Here is a 17,505-nt window from a genome sequence, read left to right on the forward strand (position 1 = left end):
GGCGCCGCCCGGTCCCTACTCCGCGCGCCGTTTGAGCGGCTTGCCCAGCGAGGCGCGCACGGTCACGCTGACCGGATACTCGCGCACGACCGGATGCGCGCTGCCGTAGCAGCGGTTGAGCAGCGCATTGAGCCCGTTCAGGGTCACGTCGCGCCAGGGAATGTGGACCGACGTCAGGCGCGGCGCCGAAAACTGCGCGCTCGGCGTATCGTCGTAACCGAGCACCGACACATCGCCCGGCACCGACAGCCCGACGTCCTGGAAGTACGACAGCGCGCCGACCGCCATTTCGTCGTTGGCGCAAAACAGTGCCGTGAACTTGTGCCCGGACGCCACCAGTTCGGCCGCCGCGTCCCACCCGCCCTGCGGCGAAAAGTCGCTCTCGGCCACCCACATCTTGCCGGTGTCGATGCCGTTGCGCTCCAGCTCGCCCATGAAGCCGGCGATGCGCTCGACGTTGTCGGGCGAGGTCGATGGGCCGGCAATCACGGCGATCTTGCGGTGGCGGTGTTCCAGCAGCGCGCGCGCCGCCGCGATGCCGCCCTGGGTATGGTCGGCCGTGAAGCACTGCTCGGGAATGCTTGCAAAGCGGTGGCCCAGCACCACCACGCGCGATTGCTTGGGTCCGAGCGCGGCGATGTCGTCGTCGGACAGGTGGTTGGTCAGCAGGATCAGGCCGTCGCAGCCGCGCTCCATCAGGAAGCCGATGCCTTCGATGGCCTGGCGCCGCGCATCGCCCGAGCCGACCCCGAACGCCACCACCATGTGCAGGCCGGCGGCGCGCAGCGCCATGTCGATCGACTGCAGGATGGGGGTGTAGAAGGTGCCCTTCAGGACCGGGATGTACACGCCGATCATCTGCGAGGTGCCCGACAGCAGCGAGCGCGCCGCGTGCGAGGGCCGGAAATCGAGTTCGGCGATGGCTTTCTTGACCCGTTCGAGCGTCGCCGGCGACACCGAGCCCTTGCCGCTGACCACGCGCGACGCGGTTCCCAGGCCGACACCGGCAAGGCGTGCTACGTCTTTGATATTGGCCACGGCGTCCTTCGATCGGTCAGGTTAGTAAATACGGCGCAAGCATACCGCAAACGGCGAATTATGCATGGCCCGCGTCCGCCTTTCCAGTCCAATTATCGGTGCGGCGCCGGCAGGCGCTGTTCGCTGGCCTTGTCGAACAGCGATACGCGCGCCGCGTCGACCGCAAAGCGCACGCTCTGGCCGAACGCGAACGCGCGCGTATCGTTGACGATGGCCGAGAGCTGCTGGCCGGCGCTGGCGATCCACACGATCTGGTGGTTGCCCATCGGTTCGACCAGCGCCACCGTGCCTTCGAGCGCGCCGTCCTCGCCGATGCGGATATGCTCGGGACGGATGCCCAGCACCAGCGCCTGGCCGGGCGCCGCGCCGGCGGCGCCCCCTTCCAGCCGGAAGCCGTTGCCGGCAAAGCAGCCGTCGGCGTCGATCGCGCCCTCGATGAAGTTCATCGAGGGCGCGCCCAGAAAGCCCGCCACGAACAGGTTGGCGGGCCGCTCGTACACATCGCCCGGAGTGCCGATCTGCTGGACCTTACCGGCCCGCATGACCACGATGCGGGTGGCCAGGGTCATCGCCTCGACCTGGTCGTGGGTCACGTAGATCATGGTCGAACGCAGTTCCTGGTGCAGCAGCTTGAGTTCGCGCCGCAGTTCGGCGCGCAGCTTGGCGTCCAGGTTCGAGAGCGGCTCGTCGAACAGGAACACGTCCGCTTCGCGCACCAATGCGCGCCCGATCGCCACGCGCTGGCGCTGTCCGCCCGAGAGCTGCGCCGGCTTGCGCGAGAGCAGCGGCTCCAGGTGCAGCATGGCGGCGGCGCGCGCGACGCGGCGCGCGATCTCCGCCTTGGGCGTGCCGTTGATGCGCAGCCCGAAGGACATGTTCTTTTCCACCGTCATGGTCGGATACAGGGCGTACGACTGGAACACCATGCCGATATGGCGCTCGCTGGGGTCGGCGAAGGTCATGTCTTCGCCGCCGATGTGGACCGTGCCGGCGCTGGCGTCGATCAGGCCGGCGATGCTGTGCAACAGGGTCGACTTGCCGCAGCCGGAAGGCCCCAGCAGCACCAGGAATTCGCCCTCCTCCACCGCCAGGTCGAGGTCCTTGATGATCTCGTTGCCACCGAGGGTGATGCACAGCTTGCGGACACAGACATTCGACATGAATTACCCTTTTACCGCGCCGGCGGCGATCCCGCGCACGAACCAGCGGCCAGAAATGAAATAGATCGCCAGCGGCACCAGCGATGTGAGGATGGTGGCGGCCATGTTGACGTTGTACAGGCGCGTGCCGGTGGTGGTGTTGATCACGTTATTGAGCTGCACCGTCATCGGCGCGTTGTCGCGCCCCGCGAACACCAGTCCCAGGATGTAGTCGTTCCATACCCCGGTGACCTGCATGATGGCCGCGACCACGATGATCGGCAGCGACATCGGCAGCATCACGTGGGCGAAGATGCGAAAGAAGCCGCCGCCGTCGATGCGCGCGGCCTGGAACAGTTCGTGCGGCACGCCCGCATAGTAGTTCCGGAACAGCAAGGTCATGACCGGCATGGCGAAGATCATGTGCACCAGCACGATGCCCGGCAGGGAGCCGAACACGCCGAAGGTGCCCAGCACCCGCACCAGCGGATAGATCATCACCTGCAGCGGAATGAAGGCGCCCACCATCAGCACCCCGAACAGCAGCTGCGCGCCGCGCGGCTTCCAGAACGACAGCGCGTAGCCGTTGATGGCGCCGATCAGGATCGGCAGGACCGTGCTCGGCACCGTGATCGCGACCGAATTCCAGAAGCCGCCGCGAATGCCCTCGCACGAGGCGCCGGTGCAGGCGCCGCTCCAGGCGTCGCGCCACGGCGCGAAGGTGAGCTGCAGCGGCAGCGCGAAGATGTTCCCGAGCCGGATTTCCTCCATCGGCTTGACCGAGGTGACCAGCATCACGTACAGCGGCAGCAGGAAGAACAGCGCGGCGGTCAGCAGGAAGGCGTAGATGCCGATGCGCGCCGGATTGAAGTGAGCGCGGCGCTTCATGCGCGCCCCTTGCGGCTGCGCGCATAGGCGTACGGCGCCAGCATGGCCAGCACCGGCACCAGCAGCACCACCGCGCCGGCCGAGGCCAGGGCGATGTTGGCGCGCCCGAACAGGTGGTCCATGATGAAGCGGGCCGGCACGTCGCTGGCCGTGCCCGGGCCGCCGCCGGTCATGGCCACCACCGCGTCGAACAGCTTGACCACGGCGGTGGCCAGCAGCAGCAGGACGGTGGCGATGGTCGGCCACATCATCGGCAGTACGATCGACAGGTACACGCGCCAGGCGGGAATGCCGTCGAGCCGCGCGGCCTTCCAGATTTCGCTGTCGATGCCGCGCAGGCCGGCCAGCATCATCGCCATCACCAGGCCGGAGGCCTGCCACACGGTGGCGATGACGATGGTGTACATGACCATGTCCTGGTCGACGATCCAGTCGAAGCTAAAGTCCGGGAATCCGAGCTGGTGCGCCGCCTGCTCGATGCCGTTGCCGGGCGTGAGCATCCACTGCCAAACCAGGCCGGTGGCCACGAACGACATCGCGTACGGGTACAGGAAGACGGTGCGCAGCACGCCTTCGCCTGTGACGTTCTGGTCGATGAACACGGCCAGCAGAAAGCCGATCACCAGGCAGGCGCCGATGAACAGCACGCCGTACAGCGCCAGGTTGTGCAGCGAGAGCAGCCAGCGCTCGTTCTCGAACAGGCGCGTGTACTGCGCCATGCCGACCAGGGTATCGGACGGGAAGCTGCGCGAGTTGGTCAGCGAAATCCAGATCGACCAGAGCACCGTGCCGAGGTAGCCGACGATGACGGTGAGCGCCATCGGCAGCAGCGCGGCGAAGGGAGTGGCCTTGCGCAATGGGTGGCGCATGGCTCAGCGCTTCAAGGCGGCGGCGATGTTCTTCTGCGCCTTTTCGACCGGCATGGCGGTGTTCCAGTAGGCGGTCAGGACATCGACCAGCGCGCCGTTCTGGTCGGGCGTAAGGTACACCTCGCCGTTGCCGACGTGGCGCGTGCGGTCTTTCATCACCGCCAGCGCGGCCTGGGTGCAGGCGTCCAGCGCGGACGCGTCCGCATCGGTGCGCACCGGCAGCGAGCCCTTGACCCGGTTGAAAGCGGCCAGGGTAGCGGGCGCGGTCATCACGCCGGCCAGCAGTTGTTGCGCCTTGAGCGTATCGGCGTTGGCGCTCTTGGGGAAGATGAAGGCGTCGCCCTGGATCAGGAACGGCGCCCTGGGGCCGAAGCCGGTAATGCAGCCGTATTCCTTGCCGGCGGTGAGCCGGGCGGCATGGAGGTCGCCCTTGACCCAGTCGCCCATGATCTGCACGCCGGCCTTGTTGTTCACCAGGAGCGCGGTGGCGTCGTTCCAGTTGCGGCCGGGCGAACCGGGATCGACATACGACTTGAGGCGCTTGAAGGCGAGCAGCACCTGCCTGAACTGGGCGGAAGCGATGGCGCGCTGGTCGCCGTCGCGGAACACGCTCAGGTACAGCTCCTTGCCGCCCACGTTGGCCAGCACCGCCATGAAGACGATGTTCTCCTGCCACGACTGGCCGCCGTGCGCCAGCGGAATCAGGCCGGCGGCTTTCAGCTTGTCGAGCGCGGCGAACAGCTCGTCCATGGTGGCCGGCTCCTTGGCGATGCCGGCTTTGGCGAAGGCCGCCTTCGAATACCAGATCCAGGTCGGCATGTGCACGTTCAGCGGCACCGCGTAGTAATGGCCCTTGACCTTGATGACGTCGCGGATCGGGGCCGGCAGGGTCGTGTCCCAGCGCTCCCTGGCGGCGATCTCGTCGACGTTATTGAGCATGCCCTGTTCGACGATGTCGAGGAACTGCATGGAGGCGTTGAACTGGGCGGCGGCTGGCGCATTGCCGCCGACGATGCGGTTGACCGCCACCGCGCGCGCCTGCTCGTTGCCGGCGACGGCGGTATCGACCCAGACCCCGCCGGCCGCGCGGTAGGCGTCGGCGATGGTCTTGACGGCGGCCGATTCGCCGCCCGAGGTCCACCAGTGAATCACTTCGGCCCGAGGCGCGCTAGCCCGGGGCGCGCTAGCCCGAGGCGCGCTGGCCCCGGGTCCGGCCGCGTGCGCCGTGGCGCAGGCGCCCAGCGCCAGCGCCGCCGCCAGCGCCAGCTTGTGTGCTGTGTGCATCCTGTCTCCTTGTGTGCGGATCTGCGTCCGCTGGGCCGGGATAACGCCAGATTGGAAACGTTACCATCGCGGGCACACGAATATAACACCCATCGTTTTTCAGTGTCAACGAAATAACACCGCGCCGAAAAGCCGGCGCGGATGGCTGAAAAAGACGGCGCCGCAGCGGCCGCTTGTTAACGTTTTGCAACAGCCGAGTGCGCGCATGGCGGCTCGCCCGGCCTCTAGCGGAAGGTCGGACCGGCCGAATGGATGATATCGCGCCAGGACGACGGGGCCGCCGGCGGCGCGCCGGGCACCATCAGGGGCACCGTGACCAGCTCCGTTTCGGCGTCGGCGTCGCGCAAGGGCTGCGGCAGCGCCGGGGCGGCCGCCTGCGCCGCCGGGACCGCTGCGGGTGCTGGTGCGGCTGCGGGTGCTGGTGCGGCTGCGGGAGCGGCTATCGGTGTGGCAGCGGCGGCGGGAGCGGCTGCCGGCGCCGCCGGCGCGCGTACCGCCTGCGCTGGCGCCGCTGGCGCGGGCACGGGCGTGGCGGGCAGGCTGGTATAGGCCTCGTCGCTGATCCCGGAGCGCACCATGCCGCGCCGGTACGGGGTCGTGAGGACGCGCCCGGTCACGTCGAGCGGCACGCCGCCCGAGGCCAGGTAAATTGCGGCTTGGTGTACCGATACGGTGTCCTTGAGAAGGATTGCCTTCTCCACCGTCGCGGCCATTGCATGATTCTTGCGTCGCTCTTCCATTGCTGCTCCCTTTCGGCAACAATATACAGCCCGTTGGATTCCAGCGCAATCCTTGGCGCCGAGTTCCCGGGTTCACTCTGCCCGGCGCCCTCCTAGCCGCGCGATCTGGCGATCCACTGGCGCACGCTGTCGCGCTGCCACTGCGCCGCGCACCAGGTTTTGAGGCGTTCCGGCACCGGGTCGCCGTTCAAGATCAGGCGGTTGAGCATCAGCGCCAGTTCGGTGTCGGCGATGCACCATTGCCCGAACAGATGCTCCCCCGTCACCAGCCGCTCCGCAATCCCGATCAGGCGCTCGGCGGCGGCTTGCCCGGCCGCCGTCAGCGGCGTGCTCAGCGGCGCATAAAACACCACCTCGGTCGAGCGCTCGGCGCGCAGGGCCATCAGGTCGCTGCGCAACCAGGCCATGACCTGGCGCGCGCGGGCGCGCTCCTGCACCCCGGACGGCAGCACGGCCGCGTAGGCCGGCGGCGGAAAAGCTTCTTCCAGATACTCGACGATGGCGCTCGACTCGGCCAGGGCCAGCTCGCCCTGCACCAGCAGCGGCACGCGTGCGGTCAGGCCGAGGTCGCGAAACGGGGCTTGCCGCTGCTCGCCCTGGTCCAGGTCGAGCGTGCGCAAGGTGAATGGCAGCTTTTTCTCGGTCAGGGCCTGGAAGGCCGACAGCGCCCACGGGCTGGTGAAACGGCTGTCGACGTACAGGGTCAGTTCTTGCATGGCGGGCTCCGGCGCGATGGGGTTGAAAGTCAGCCGCTCATCTTATAGCAGAACCTGCAAGGTTGCTGCCGCCCCCTCAGAAGTGGTAGGCCACCCTCAGCATCGGGGTCTTGGCGCGGTAGCCGCGCCCGCCGGTGGTGGCCGAGGTATTGCCGAATTTGTTGTTCCAGTACTGGTATTCGAGGCCGACGCGGAAGGTGCGCTTCTTGTAGCCCATGGCGGCGCCGGCATCGAACATGAGCTGCATGTCGATATTCGTTTCGGCGCCGGTGTCCGCCCCGGTTTCGCTCTTGCCCTTGGAGGCGATCAGGTTGGCGAAGCCTTCGAAGGCCCACAGCCGGCCGACCGGGATGCCCCAGCTGGTGCTGAGCATGGGATGCAGGTCGTAGGTGGTGCGTCCGCGCACGTTGGAAATCGGCGGAAAGGCGCCGCTCGGCGCATTGCTCTCGCGTAACAGCAGGAGGCTGGTCGAAAGGAAGCCCGGCACGTCCCACATCAGGGTCGGGCCGGCCACCAGCATCTGCTTGCGCGAGTTGTAGCCGACGTCGTTCTTGGTGTTCCAGTCGAAGCCCAGGGTCACACCGAGCCCGCTGACCGGGCCGAACTTGACCGGGGCGCCGCGCAGCCTGCCGATATCGAGCGTGTGGCGGTAGACCACATAGGCTTCCTGGGCGCCGTCGGTCTGGTTGAGCGAGGCCGGGTCCTTGCTGTCCGAGATGAGCATGTCGACATTGAAGAAATTGCTGCCGTACTGGTAGCCGCTGGCATGCGTCAGCGCGAAGATGTGCTTGCCGATGTTCTGGCTGTTGAACGGCTCGCGATAGCGCTCGCCGGTGCGCCAGCTGATCGCGGTGTCGCTCCATTCGGCCGCCTGGACAAGGCCGCCGGCCAGGCTGGCGGCGGCGAGGAAGCAGGCCGCGGGCAGGCGGCGCACGGTGGTTGCGGTCATGGTGACTCCCTGGTTGATCATCAAAACGCTTCCCAGTCGTCGCCGGCCGGGGCCGGCTTGGCGGCCGGCCTGGCTGGCGCCCTGGCGGTGGGTTTGGCCAGCGGCCTGGCTGGCGCGCTGGCGGCGGGTCGGGCTGCCGCGCGCGGCGCGCTGCGGGCAGGCGCCGCCGGCCGCGCCGGCGCCATGCTCTCGTCGAGCTTGAACACGCCGACCACGCCGGCCAGGGTGGCGGCCTGGTCCTGCAGCGACTTGGCGGCCGCCGCCGCTTCCTCCACCAGCGCGGCGTTCTGCTGGGTGGCGTCGTCCATGGCGCCGATCGCATGGTTGATCTGGCCGATGCCCTGGCTCTGCTCGACACTGGCGGCGGCGATCTCGCTCATCAGGTCGGCCACCTGCTGCACCGACGTGACGATCTGGTGCATGGTGACGCCGGCCTCATCCACCAGCTTGCTGCCGGTGTCGACCTTGAGCACCGAATCGTCGATCAGGGTCTTGATTTCCTTGGCGGCGGCGGCCGAGCGCTGGGCCAGGTTGCGCACCTCGGAAGCGACCACGGCAAAGCCGCGTCCCTGCTCGCCGGCGCGCGCCGCTTCCACGGCGGCATTCAGCGCCAAAATATTGGTCTGGAAAGCGATGCCGTCGATGACGCCGATAATGTCGACGATCTTGCGCGAACTGTCGGTAATCGATCCCATCGTGCTGACCACCTGCCCCACCACCTGGCCGCCCTTGACGGCGTGCGAGGAGGCCGACACGACCAGCTGGTTGGCCTGGCTGGCGTTTTCGGCATTCTGCTTCACGGTCGAGGTCATCTGCTCCATGGCGGCGGCGGTCTGTTCCAGGCTGGAGGCTTGCGCTTCGGTGCGGCCCGACAAGTCCATGTTTCCGGCCGCGATTTGGCTGGACGCGGCGGCGATGGTGTCGGTGCTGGCGCGCACCTGGCTGATGGTCAGGTTGAGCGAGGACACGAAGCGGTTGAAAGCCTCGGCCAGGGCGCCCACCTCGTCGCCGCTCTCGACCGGCATCCGCCGGCTCAGGTCGCCATTGCCGCCGGCGATATCGCCCAGCATGGCGGCGGCGCGCGCCACCGGTCCGGCGATCGCGCGGCTGATCAGATAAATGCCGAACAGGCCGATGCCGCCGCCGACCAGGGCCGCCACCAGGGCCGACACGGTGGCGTCGCGCGCGACGTTGCCCAGCACCTCGGCTTGCGGCACTTCGGCCACCACATACATATTCAGTTCCGGCACATACGAGGAGGCCAGGATGCGCGCGCCATTGACGCCGGTGCCGGCGGCGTGGGTGAATCTGGCGCCGCCCAGCAGGGCCTTGCTCAGTTCTTCGCTATATCCGGGCAAGTCCTTGAGGAAGTGCTTGCCGTCGGCCAGGGCGGCGTCGCGGTGCACCAGCACGGCGCCGTTGGCGCCGACCAGCGAGACGAAGCCGGTCTTGCCGACATGGTAGGCGCGGATGGTGTCGGCCAGCGCCGCCACCGACAGGCCGACCCCGGCCACGGCCAGCTTGCCCGCTCCCGCCTCGGCGCGCACATTGATGAACAACATGATGTCGGAAGCGCCTTCCTTGTTCAGCACCAGCGAGTAGGGCTTGCCTTCGGAGAGGAAGGCGTGGAACCACTGGTCCTTGCCGCCCTCCTTGTCGACCGTGCGGGTCAGGCCCTGCTCGCTCATGTACTTGCCGCTCGACTGCGATACCCAGAACACCGTGACGGCCTTGTTCTTGGCCTTGACGCTGCCGGCATAGGCCTTCCAGGCATCGATGCCGGTCTCGGGCAAGCCTTCGCGTTCCCAGGCGTGCACATAGGTGTTGTTGGCCAGCGCCAGCGAGGCGCCCAGCGGCACCGAAATCTGGCGCAGCACGTCGTTGCGGATCTCGCCCACCAGCGACGGCAGTTCCTGTTCGACCACCCGCTCGCGGATGGCGCGGCTGCTCATGGTGATGCTCAGGGTGGAGGAAACGATCACGAACAGGAGCAGGCAGGCTGCCATGCTCAACATGAGTTTTTTCTGGATCGACAGATCGCGCAGCAAGGTCAAGGCAGTGTCCTTTCCGTGACAGGCAGTCACAACACAAGACCATATTCCTGTCTGGTTTGCTCAAGGTCAAGACCAAACGCAATCGGGCGTGCTAACGCCAACTGGAAGTGTTGCGTGCCTGTCGCAAGCTGGACAAACACGCAATGTTTCGCCGGCTCCCTCAGCCCGCCCCGAGGTAGATGAATTTGAACAGGAACAGGGCGGCGATCACCCATACCGCCAGCTTGACGTCGCGCGCGCGTCCGGTCAGCAGCTTGAGCACGGCATAGGAAATGAATCCGAACGCCACGCCGGTGGCGATCGAATACGTGAAGGGCATGGCCAGGGCGGTGATCGCGGCCGGGATGCTTTCGGTGGTGTCGTTCCAGTCGATCCCGCCCAGTTCGCGCAGCATCAGGCAAGCCACGTACAGCAGCGCCGGAGCGGTGGCGTAGGCCGGCACGACCGAGGCCAGCGGCGACAGGAACAGGCAGCCGAGGAACAGGACCGCCACCGCCACCGCGGTCAGGCCGGTGCGTCCGCCGGCCTGGACCCCGGCCGCGCTTTCGATATAGGCCGTGGTGCTGGACGTGCCCAGGGTGGCGCCGGCCACGATGGCGCAGCTGTCGGCCATCAGGGCCTTGTTCATGCGCGCCATCTTGCCGTCGACCAGCAGGCCGGCGCGGCTGGCCACGCCCATCAGGGTGCCGGTGGCGTCGAACAGCTCGACCAGGAAGAACACCAGCACCACGTTGAGGATCCCGACCGAGAGCGCGCCCATGATGTCGAGCTTGAACAGGGTCGGGGCCAGCGACGGCGGGGCCGACACCAGGCCCATGAACTTGTTGTCGGCGAAGAAGAAGCTGAGCACGGTCACCAGCAGGATGCCGATCAGGATGGCGCCCTTGACCTTCAGTTTGTCGAGCGCGACGATGGCAAAAAAGCCGACGATCGCCAGCAGGGGCGGCGCCGCGTGCAGGTTGCCCATGGTGACCATGGTGTCCTTGTTGGCCACCACGATGCCCGCATTGTGCAGCGCGATCAGGCCGAGGAACAGGCCGAGGCCGACCGCGATCGCGATCCGGATCGAGGCCGGGATGCCGTCGATGATCATTTCGCGCAGGCGAAACGCACTGACCACCAGGAACAGGCAGCCGGAAATGAAGACCGCGCCCAGCGCCACCTCCCACGACAGTCCCATCTGCCTGACCACGATGAAGGCGAAATAGGCATTCAGGCCCATCCCCGGCGCCAGCCCGATCGGATAGTTGGCGTACAAACCCATGATCAGGCTGCCGAGGGCGGCGGCCAGGCAGGTGGCGACGAACACCGCATCGGTGGGCATGCCGGCGCTGCCGAGGATCGAGGGATTGACGAAGATGATATAGGCCATCGTCAGGAAGGTGGTCAGCCCGGCCAGCAGCTCGGTGCGGACGTCGGTGCCGTGCTCCTTGAGTTTGAAATGGTTTTCAAGTAACGACAAGATGGTCTCCTGGTATGTGATTGCATGGGGAAATATAGCAGCCGGCGCCCCGCCGGGGGGCATATCGTACCCTGTCGTCGGCATTCCCATGCGATGCGCATGGCCGGGCTGCGCTCTTGCCGTGTACTGACGCAAATACAACAGTCAAAGTGTTGCAGTAGCGAAAATTTGCCTTAAACTAAAGCGCCCTTGCCAAGAACGCTATTCATTTGCCTAACATTGCGGACCTTGCACATCGGGCTGCGCGGCAGCCGGTGCGGGGGTTCCCGTCAGCAGTTTTCGCTCTCAACAGACCAGAAGGAAAAGGACTACGCATGAAACTTAGCCATATCGGATTCGCAGCGGCAACGCTGTGCCTCGCCAGTGCCACGTTTGCGGCCGACACCATCAAGATCGGCGCGCTGCTGCCGCTGACGGGCGGATCGGCCCCGCTGGGACTGGCGGTGCGTGACGGCCAGCGCCTGGCGGTCGCGCAGATCAATGCCCGTGGCGGCGTGATGGGACGCAATCTGGAACTGGTCGAGATGAACGACGAGAGCAAGCCCGAACTGGCGGAAAAGAATATGCAAGCCCTGCTGGCCAAGGGCGTGGTTGCCTGTTCCTGCGGCGTGAACACGGGTGTGGTGCTGGCTTACCAGCCGGCGATGCAAAACGCCAGGCTGCCCAATATCGTGCCGGCGTCGGCCGGCACCAAGCTGACCAGGGCCTTCCAGAACGCGCCGGAAGGCAACTATACCTTCCGCGTGCAAGCCTCGGACACGCTGCAGGCGCAGATGATGGTCGACTACGCGGTCAAGAAGGGCCACAAGAAAATCGCCCTGCTGCACGACACCACGCCTTACGGCACCGGCGGGCACGACGACATGGTCAAGCAATTGCTCACGCATGACATCAAGGCGGTCTCGGTGGGCAGCTTCAAGATCGGCGACGCCGACATGTCGGCCCAGCTGGCCAAGGCCAAAGAAGCGGGCGCGACGGTACTGCTGGTGTACGGCATCGGCACCGAGCAGGGCCACATTGCCGCCAGCAGCGCCCGCATGGGCATGCACCTGCCGATCATCGGTTCATGGGCGAATGCCACCGATTCCTTCATCAACGTCGCCGCCGCCCATGCCGAAGGGGCGATCTCGCCGCAAACCTTCGTCGAAGGCGCCACCTCGACCGCCGGACGCGAGTTCGAAGCCCTGTACCGCGCCCAGTACAAGCGTCCGCGCATCACCAATCCGACCGCGGTGGCGGGCGGGCACGACTCGATCCTGCTGCTGGCGGCCGCCATCCGCCAGGCCAACAGTACCGAGGGCGCCAAGATCAAGGCCGCGCTCGAAAGGCTGAGCATCACGGTGCCGGGCGCGATCGCCACCTACAACAAGCCGTTTTCGGAAGATGATCATGAAGGCATCAACCTGAGCAGCGCTGTGATGGCAGTCTGGAAAAAAGGCGCCATCGTGCGCGCGCCGCTGTAAGCGCGGGAAGGTCTCAGGCCGCCGGCCGGCCCAGCTGCGCCAGCGCCTCGGCGGAGCCGTTGAACAGGTCCAGGTCGACCGCGCCGGCGATGCCGTCCAGCGTGCCGGTCTGCGCATGCTGCCAGATGGTGTAGCCGCTCACGCCATGCGGCACGACCGGCGCGGCGGCCGTGGTGTACTCGGCGATCCAGAGCGGATAGGCGCACAGCGCGGCGCAGCCGGCCAGGTTGCTGTTCCAGAACGAGAGCGAGGAATAGATCAGCGGCGTGCAGCCGAGCGCCTTCTGCACCTCGGTCAGCCACTCCAGGGCGCAACTGTCGATGGCCGCGCATGGCATGCCGCAGGCGGTTTCGACATCGAGCATGGGCGGCAGGTCGCCCGCCTCCGGCGCGCCGAGCACGCTGAGGAAATGGCGCGCCTGCTGGCCCGCATCCACGTCCGCATGCAGGAAGTGATAGGCCCCGCGCGCGATGCCGGCGGCACGCATGCCCTGGTAGTTGGCGCCGAACATGGCATCGGTGACGCCGCTGCCTTCGCTGGCCTTGGCGTAGGCGAACGCGATGCCTTGCTGCGCGACCTTTGGCCAGTCGATGCGGCCCTGGAAGTGCGACACGTCGATCCCCTTCAGTAAGGTACTGTCCATGCCTGACTGCCTTTCTGGCGCCGCGCACGGCGCCGTTGTCGAGATCGCTCGGAAAGCACGGCGCGGCCAGGACTGGCCATGGCGCCTTGCGTTATTCATGCAGGTGCCAGATTACCACGCTGCGCGCCTAGCCGGACGCCGCCGCGTCGCCGAACACCGCCGCCAGACCGGTCGCGTTCAGGCTGCGCTCGAACCACCGTTCAAGCTCTTCCCTCGTGCCCTGGGTGAATCGCTGCACGGCCCATGGCGGCAAATCACCGAAGCGCTTGGCCAACAGGCTGCCAAGCGCTTTGCGCAGGCCAATGACCTGGCCTTCGGCAATCCCTTCCTGCTTGCCTTCCTGCCGGCCTTGCGCCCTGGCTTCTTCCCTGGCTTTCTCTCCCAGCGCGAGTCCTTTTTTCAAGCCGATCTCCTCCAGTTGCTCGGCCCAGCTCAACATTGTGGTTTCCATGTCCGTCACCTCCATCGGCTCAATGTCAAAGAAATCCTGATTCTCGGTCCTGCGCGCTGCCAGCGCCTTTACCCATGTCCAGACCGAGTTGCGCAGGCTGGTCTGGGGCGTATCCCTGAACCAGGCCATCAGCGCGCGAAAATGCGTGTGTAAGACATCGGGGACCTGTGAGAGTTCAATCCGGAACAGCAGCGCCAGCAGGTCGTCGTTTGCCTCCAGCGCCGCCAGGTCCAGGCGCTGCTGGTCGATCAGCACGTAGCGCTGGGATGGCTGGAAGGCCGCCAGTTCGGCGGGCGCCGCCATCAGCAACTGCGCCAGGTCCCTGCTGGCGTTCCAGCGCGGCGCGCCGTTGTACAACACCAGCGGCAGCACCGGCGGCAACAGCAAGCCCGGCGACAATTCGTGGCGCTTGACCAGGTCCTGGCACAGCAGGCCGACATAGGTCTGCATGCGCAGCGCCATCCAGCGGTCCACGCCGGACTGGCATTCGAGCAGGATGTATACGTAGAGGAAGTCGTCGCCGACCTGCACGCGCCAGACGATGTCGTTCTGGCGCGCCGAAGGCCGCTCGCTGACATAGTCGGGATTGACGCGCTTGAAGGCCGACAGGGCGACGCCCTCGAACACGGTGAAGGGCGTAAAGCCCGTGAGCAGTTCGCGCACCATTTCCGGGTGGGCGAACAGGGCGCGGTATCCAAGGTCGTGAGTGGCAGTCATGGCGCATCTTAGCCAGCGGCCCTGGCCTGCCTTTGCGCTGGCTCAATCGTGCGCAAGCGCGTGCTGGCGGCAAGCGCCGCGCGCCTACGGTGCGCGGCATGCCGTCGCCGCGCTGCGCTTGCCGGGCCGGGATCAGTTGCGCGCCGCGCTTCCCGGATCGGCGATCTCGCTGCGCAGCTGCTCCAGGCGCCGGATCTTTGCTTCCACCCTGGCGATCTGCGCCGCCGGAATCCCGCTGGCGCGGGCGCGCTCGACGTCGGCCTGCAAGCGCGGCACTTCGAGCACGACCGCGCTGGCGAAGGCGGCCTTGACGCGCGCTTCCTGGCCCGCCTGATACGCCCGGTACGCTTGCGGATCGGCCAGCTGCGCGGGGCTCGGGCCGGCGCCGGCCGGCGCCTGGCGCGCCAGCGGCGGCGTGCGCGCGTCGCCATGCAGGCGCGCGTCGGCCATGCTCACCGATGCCGCGATGGGCGCACTGCGCGGCACATCGCCGAACCATCCGCCTCCCGCCGGCTGGACTGTCGCGCCAGCCTGGGCGGGCGCTGCGGCGGCCGGCGGCACGGGTGCGGCCTCCCGCGCGGCCGAGGACGGCGCCGGCGCCGGCGCGGGCGGCCGCGCCAGCAGGGAGGCGGCGGCCGCCACCACCAGCGCCGCCAGCAGGGCGCCGCCCTTCATGCCGGCCCCCCCCCTGCCAGGCCGGCCCGGCTGATCTCGATGCGCGCCCTGCGCAGCACGTCGGCGCGCAGGGCCGCCAGCTGCGCCGCCGCCATCTCGCGCGCCACTGCGCGGCTGGCGACGTAGCGCACCGATTCGGAATCGGCCGCCTGGACCCCTTGCACGCGCTCCTCGACCAGCACGATTTCCCACGGCGCATCGCGACCGGGGCCGGCAGGGGTGCGCACCGGGGCCGAGACCCGGCCCGGCGTCTGCACGAACAGCAGCTGCGCCAGCCAGCCCGGTTTGCCTTCATGGCGCACCCAGCCCAGCGCGCCGCCGCCGGCGGCGTCGGGCGCGATCGAGTGGCGCCGCGCCAGGGCCGCAAAATCGGCGCCGCCGGCCAGCGCGGCCGCCACCTTGTGCGCCGCCGCTTCATCGGGCAGGCGGATATGGCGCGCGCGCACCCGTTCGATGCGCACGAAGTCCTCGCGGTGACGCTCGTAGTAAGCGCGCACCTGGTCCGGGCCGACCTGGCCGGCCAGGGTGTCGAGCAGGCGGCTGCCGGCATGCTGGTCGTCGCCCATGCCATGCAGGCGCATCATGGCCTGCACGTCGGCCTGGTCGGCCAGCACCCGGCGCAGGTCGGCCAGGGCCTGCGCGCCGAAACGGCGCCGGCTCCAGTCCAGCACATACCAGGACGCGACCTGCTGCCTGGCCTGCTGCTGCATGAAGTCGCGCTGGCGCGCGAACAGCGCCACCCGGCCCTGGACGTTCTGGCGCCGCGCCACATCGGCCAGGCTGATGCTGCCTTCGCCGCCGCCCGGTTTGGCGAAGCGCAGCAGCACCAGCTTGTCCGCCCGCGCCAGTTGCGCCTCGCTCAGGCTGGTGTCGAGCTGCAAGGCGCCGGGCTTGCCGAACACCGCGTCGAGTTCGGCCTCGGTCAATGGCGGCGCCGGCCGCAGCAGGCTGTCGAGGCCGCTTCCCGGCAGTTGCTGCAAATCCTGTTCCATCTCCTTGCCGTACAGGCTGCGCAAGGTGCTCACCAGCTGGTCGTCGATGCTCACCTCGCGAGAAAAGCCGACCCGCTGGCCGGACCACAGCGCCGCTTCGCCGAAGCGCTTGCGCGCCTCCCGGGCCAGCAGGCGGTTGGCGATGAGGGCCTCGAGCGTGGCGCTGCGCTGCGCCGCCGGATCGCTGGCGCGCGCGATGCGCCAGCTGCTGTCGACGCTGAACGCGAACAGCGGCGCGCCGTCGATGCGCGCCGCCGGCACCGCCGCAGCCGGCGCCGGCGCCGCCAGGGCCGGCCAGGCGCACGCCAGGCAGGCGGCGCCGGCCACGAGGCCCAGCCTGTGCAGAAGCGGCGCCAGGTTCACAGCGCCAGCCGCTCGGCGGCGCGGTTGAGCACATGCACGGTCATGGCGATCGCATGCGGCACCATGGCGCGCGCCACCGTGCGGCGGTCGGCGTGATCGGTCGACGACAGCACGATGCCGCCGTGGGCGTAGGAATAGCTGCCGCCCTGGGTCAGCAGCGCGCGGATATCGGTGGCGCCCGGCGCGAGCGGCGCGAAGCTGGCCAGCGCGCTGCGCACCAGCGCGCCATCGTTCAACTGTTCGCGGTCGTAGTAGTCGCCCACCCACTGTTCCCAGCCCGAATGGCCGTTGCCCGAGGTGCCCCAGGTGTGGTGCGGCTGGACCAGGTCGGTCGTGTGCAGCACGAAGCCGAGCGACTGCGCGGTCGGACGCGCCAGGAACTGCTGCCACCAGTATTGCCCGAGGTTGTCGATCGGCTGGAAGGGCATGCTTTCGAAGTCGGCGTACTGGGTGTTGCTGGACATGCCGCCCAGGCGGTAGTTGGCTTCGGTCACGCCGAAGCTGTTGTACTTGCTGCTGTCGCCGAACCAGCCTTTCAGGCCGCCCGCGCCATCGTCCAGGTAGTCGCCCACCAGCCAGCCGGCGGCCAGCTTGTCGATATCGCCGCGGTTGCCCAGCTTGGCGTAGTTGTAGCCGCCGAAGGCATTGCCGTGCACGTCGCGCCCGGCGCTGTGGTTCTGGAAGTGCCAGTACGAGGTGTAGTTGGCCAGCGAGGAACCCAGGCCCCAGACCGGCGCCATCTGGCAGCTGCCGGTGGTGGCGCCGCACAGGTAGGTGTCGGCGAAATCGTCGACGTCATACGCGCCCTGGCCCACGGCCTGGGCGAACTGGTCCATCGTATAGCCGGCTTTGGCGACGCCGGCGGCCAGCTTGGCGTAGTTGGTGATGGAAGGATTGTTCTTCATGAACGCGACTGCATCGAGCACGATGCGGCGATGCGTTTCTTGTTGCCATGCCTTGGCGGGGGTAGCGGCAAACAGGGCCAGCGCGAGGCTGGCGGCGAGCAGTCCGGGTTTCATCATTACTCCAGGTTGATGCCACGGGTACGGCGACCGCGTGGCT

At 67.7% G+C, this 17,505-nt stretch carries 16 protein-coding genes; 1 reads left to right on the forward strand and 15 read right to left on the reverse strand.

All coding sequences use genetic code 11. From position 1 onward, the window contains the following. Positions 1-15: 15 nt before the first annotated feature. From EJB06_RS21725 to EJB06_RS21765, 10 genes are all read right to left on the reverse strand, one after another. Positions 16-1,038 (reverse strand): LacI family DNA-binding transcriptional regulator, encoded by a 1,023-nt coding sequence (locus tag EJB06_RS21725; RefSeq protein WP_126076108.1) that lies wholly within the window; start codon positions 1,036-1,038, stop codon positions 16-18. 92 nt (positions 1,039-1,130) lie between these two features. Continuing rightward, entirely contained in the window at positions 1,131-2,198 is a 1,068-nt protein-coding gene (locus EJB06_RS21730; RefSeq protein ID WP_126076109.1) for an ABC transporter ATP-binding protein, read from the reverse strand. A 3-nt stretch (positions 2,199-2,201) separates the two neighbouring features. Further along, a complete protein-coding gene (locus tag EJB06_RS21735; protein ID WP_126076110.1) occupies positions 2,202-3,065 on the reverse strand; it encodes a carbohydrate ABC transporter permease in 864 nt (287 codons plus the stop codon). After that, positions 3,062-3,934: a carbohydrate ABC transporter permease gene (locus tag EJB06_RS32260; RefSeq protein WP_198420885.1), complete on the reverse strand. Its 873-nt coding sequence runs from the start codon at positions 3,932-3,934 to the stop codon at positions 3,062-3,064. Before EJB06_RS32260 ends, EJB06_RS21735 begins: the two co-directional genes overlap by 4 nt. A 3-nt stretch (positions 3,935-3,937) precedes the next feature. Next, positions 3,938-5,218 (reverse strand): ABC transporter substrate-binding protein, encoded by a 1,281-nt coding sequence (locus tag EJB06_RS32265; protein WP_198420886.1) that lies wholly within the window; start codon positions 5,216-5,218, stop codon positions 3,938-3,940. 224 nt (positions 5,219-5,442) lie between these two features. After that, complete coding sequence (locus tag EJB06_RS21745; RefSeq protein WP_126076111.1) at positions 5,443-5,931, reverse strand: hypothetical protein; 489 nt, start codon at positions 5,929-5,931, stop codon at positions 5,443-5,445. Positions 5,932-6,050: 119 nt separating this feature from the next. Continuing rightward, positions 6,051-6,674 carry a glutathione transferase gene (gene yfcF / locus EJB06_RS21750; RefSeq protein WP_126076112.1) on the reverse strand — a complete coding sequence of 208 codons (624 nt, stop codon included), beginning with the start codon at positions 6,672-6,674 and terminating at the stop codon, positions 6,051-6,053. Positions 6,675-6,750: 76 nt separating this feature from the next. Then, positions 6,751-7,623, reverse strand: coding sequence for an outer envelope protein (locus EJB06_RS21755; protein ID WP_126076113.1), 873 nt, complete (start codon positions 7,621-7,623; stop codon positions 6,751-6,753). A gap of 20 nt (positions 7,624-7,643) precedes the next feature. Next, entirely contained in the window at positions 7,644-9,677 is a 2,034-nt protein-coding gene (locus EJB06_RS21760; protein ID WP_229427206.1) for a methyl-accepting chemotaxis protein, read from the reverse strand. A gap of 160 nt (positions 9,678-9,837) precedes the next feature. Next, positions 9,838-11,229, reverse strand: coding sequence for an NCS2 family permease (locus tag EJB06_RS21765; protein ID WP_370660145.1), 1,392 nt, complete (start codon positions 11,227-11,229; stop codon positions 9,838-9,840). A gap of 224 nt (positions 11,230-11,453) precedes the next feature. Between EJB06_RS21765 and EJB06_RS21770 the strand changes: the two genes are divergently transcribed. After that, entirely contained in the window at positions 11,454-12,602 is a 1,149-nt protein-coding gene (locus EJB06_RS21770; RefSeq protein WP_126076114.1) for an ABC transporter substrate-binding protein, read from the forward strand. Positions 12,603-12,615: 13 nt separating this feature from the next. Here the strand turns inward: EJB06_RS21770 and EJB06_RS21775 are convergent, their stop codons facing one another. From EJB06_RS21775 to EJB06_RS21795, 5 genes are all read right to left on the reverse strand, one after another. Further along, positions 12,616-13,245 (reverse strand): glycoside hydrolase family 25 protein, encoded by a 630-nt coding sequence (locus EJB06_RS21775; protein ID WP_164557995.1) that lies wholly within the window; start codon positions 13,243-13,245, stop codon positions 12,616-12,618. A 127-nt stretch (positions 13,246-13,372) separates the two neighbouring features. After that, on the reverse strand, positions 13,373-14,413 hold the full coding sequence (locus EJB06_RS21780; protein ID WP_126076116.1) for an Rpn family recombination-promoting nuclease/putative transposase: 1,041 nt from the start codon (positions 14,411-14,413) through the stop codon (positions 13,373-13,375). Positions 14,414-14,545: 132 nt separating this feature from the next. Then, positions 14,546-15,088, reverse strand: coding sequence for a hypothetical protein (locus tag EJB06_RS21785; RefSeq protein ID WP_126076117.1), 543 nt, complete (start codon positions 15,086-15,088; stop codon positions 14,546-14,548). Next, entirely contained in the window at positions 15,085-16,443 is a 1,359-nt protein-coding gene (locus EJB06_RS21790; RefSeq protein ID WP_229427208.1) for a peptidylprolyl isomerase, read from the reverse strand. Before EJB06_RS21790 ends, EJB06_RS21785 begins: the two co-directional genes overlap by 4 nt. Next, a complete protein-coding gene (locus EJB06_RS21795; protein ID WP_126076118.1) occupies positions 16,440-17,462 on the reverse strand; it encodes a phospholipase C/P1 nuclease family protein in 1,023 nt (340 codons plus the stop codon). Before EJB06_RS21795 ends, EJB06_RS21790 begins: the two co-directional genes overlap by 4 nt. Positions 17,463-17,505: the final 43 nt, after the last annotated feature.

This window comes from Massilia atriviolacea (genome assembly GCF_003953935.1).
GTDB lineage: Bacteria > Pseudomonadota > Gammaproteobacteria > Burkholderiales > Burkholderiaceae_D > Telluria_A > Telluria_A atriviolacea.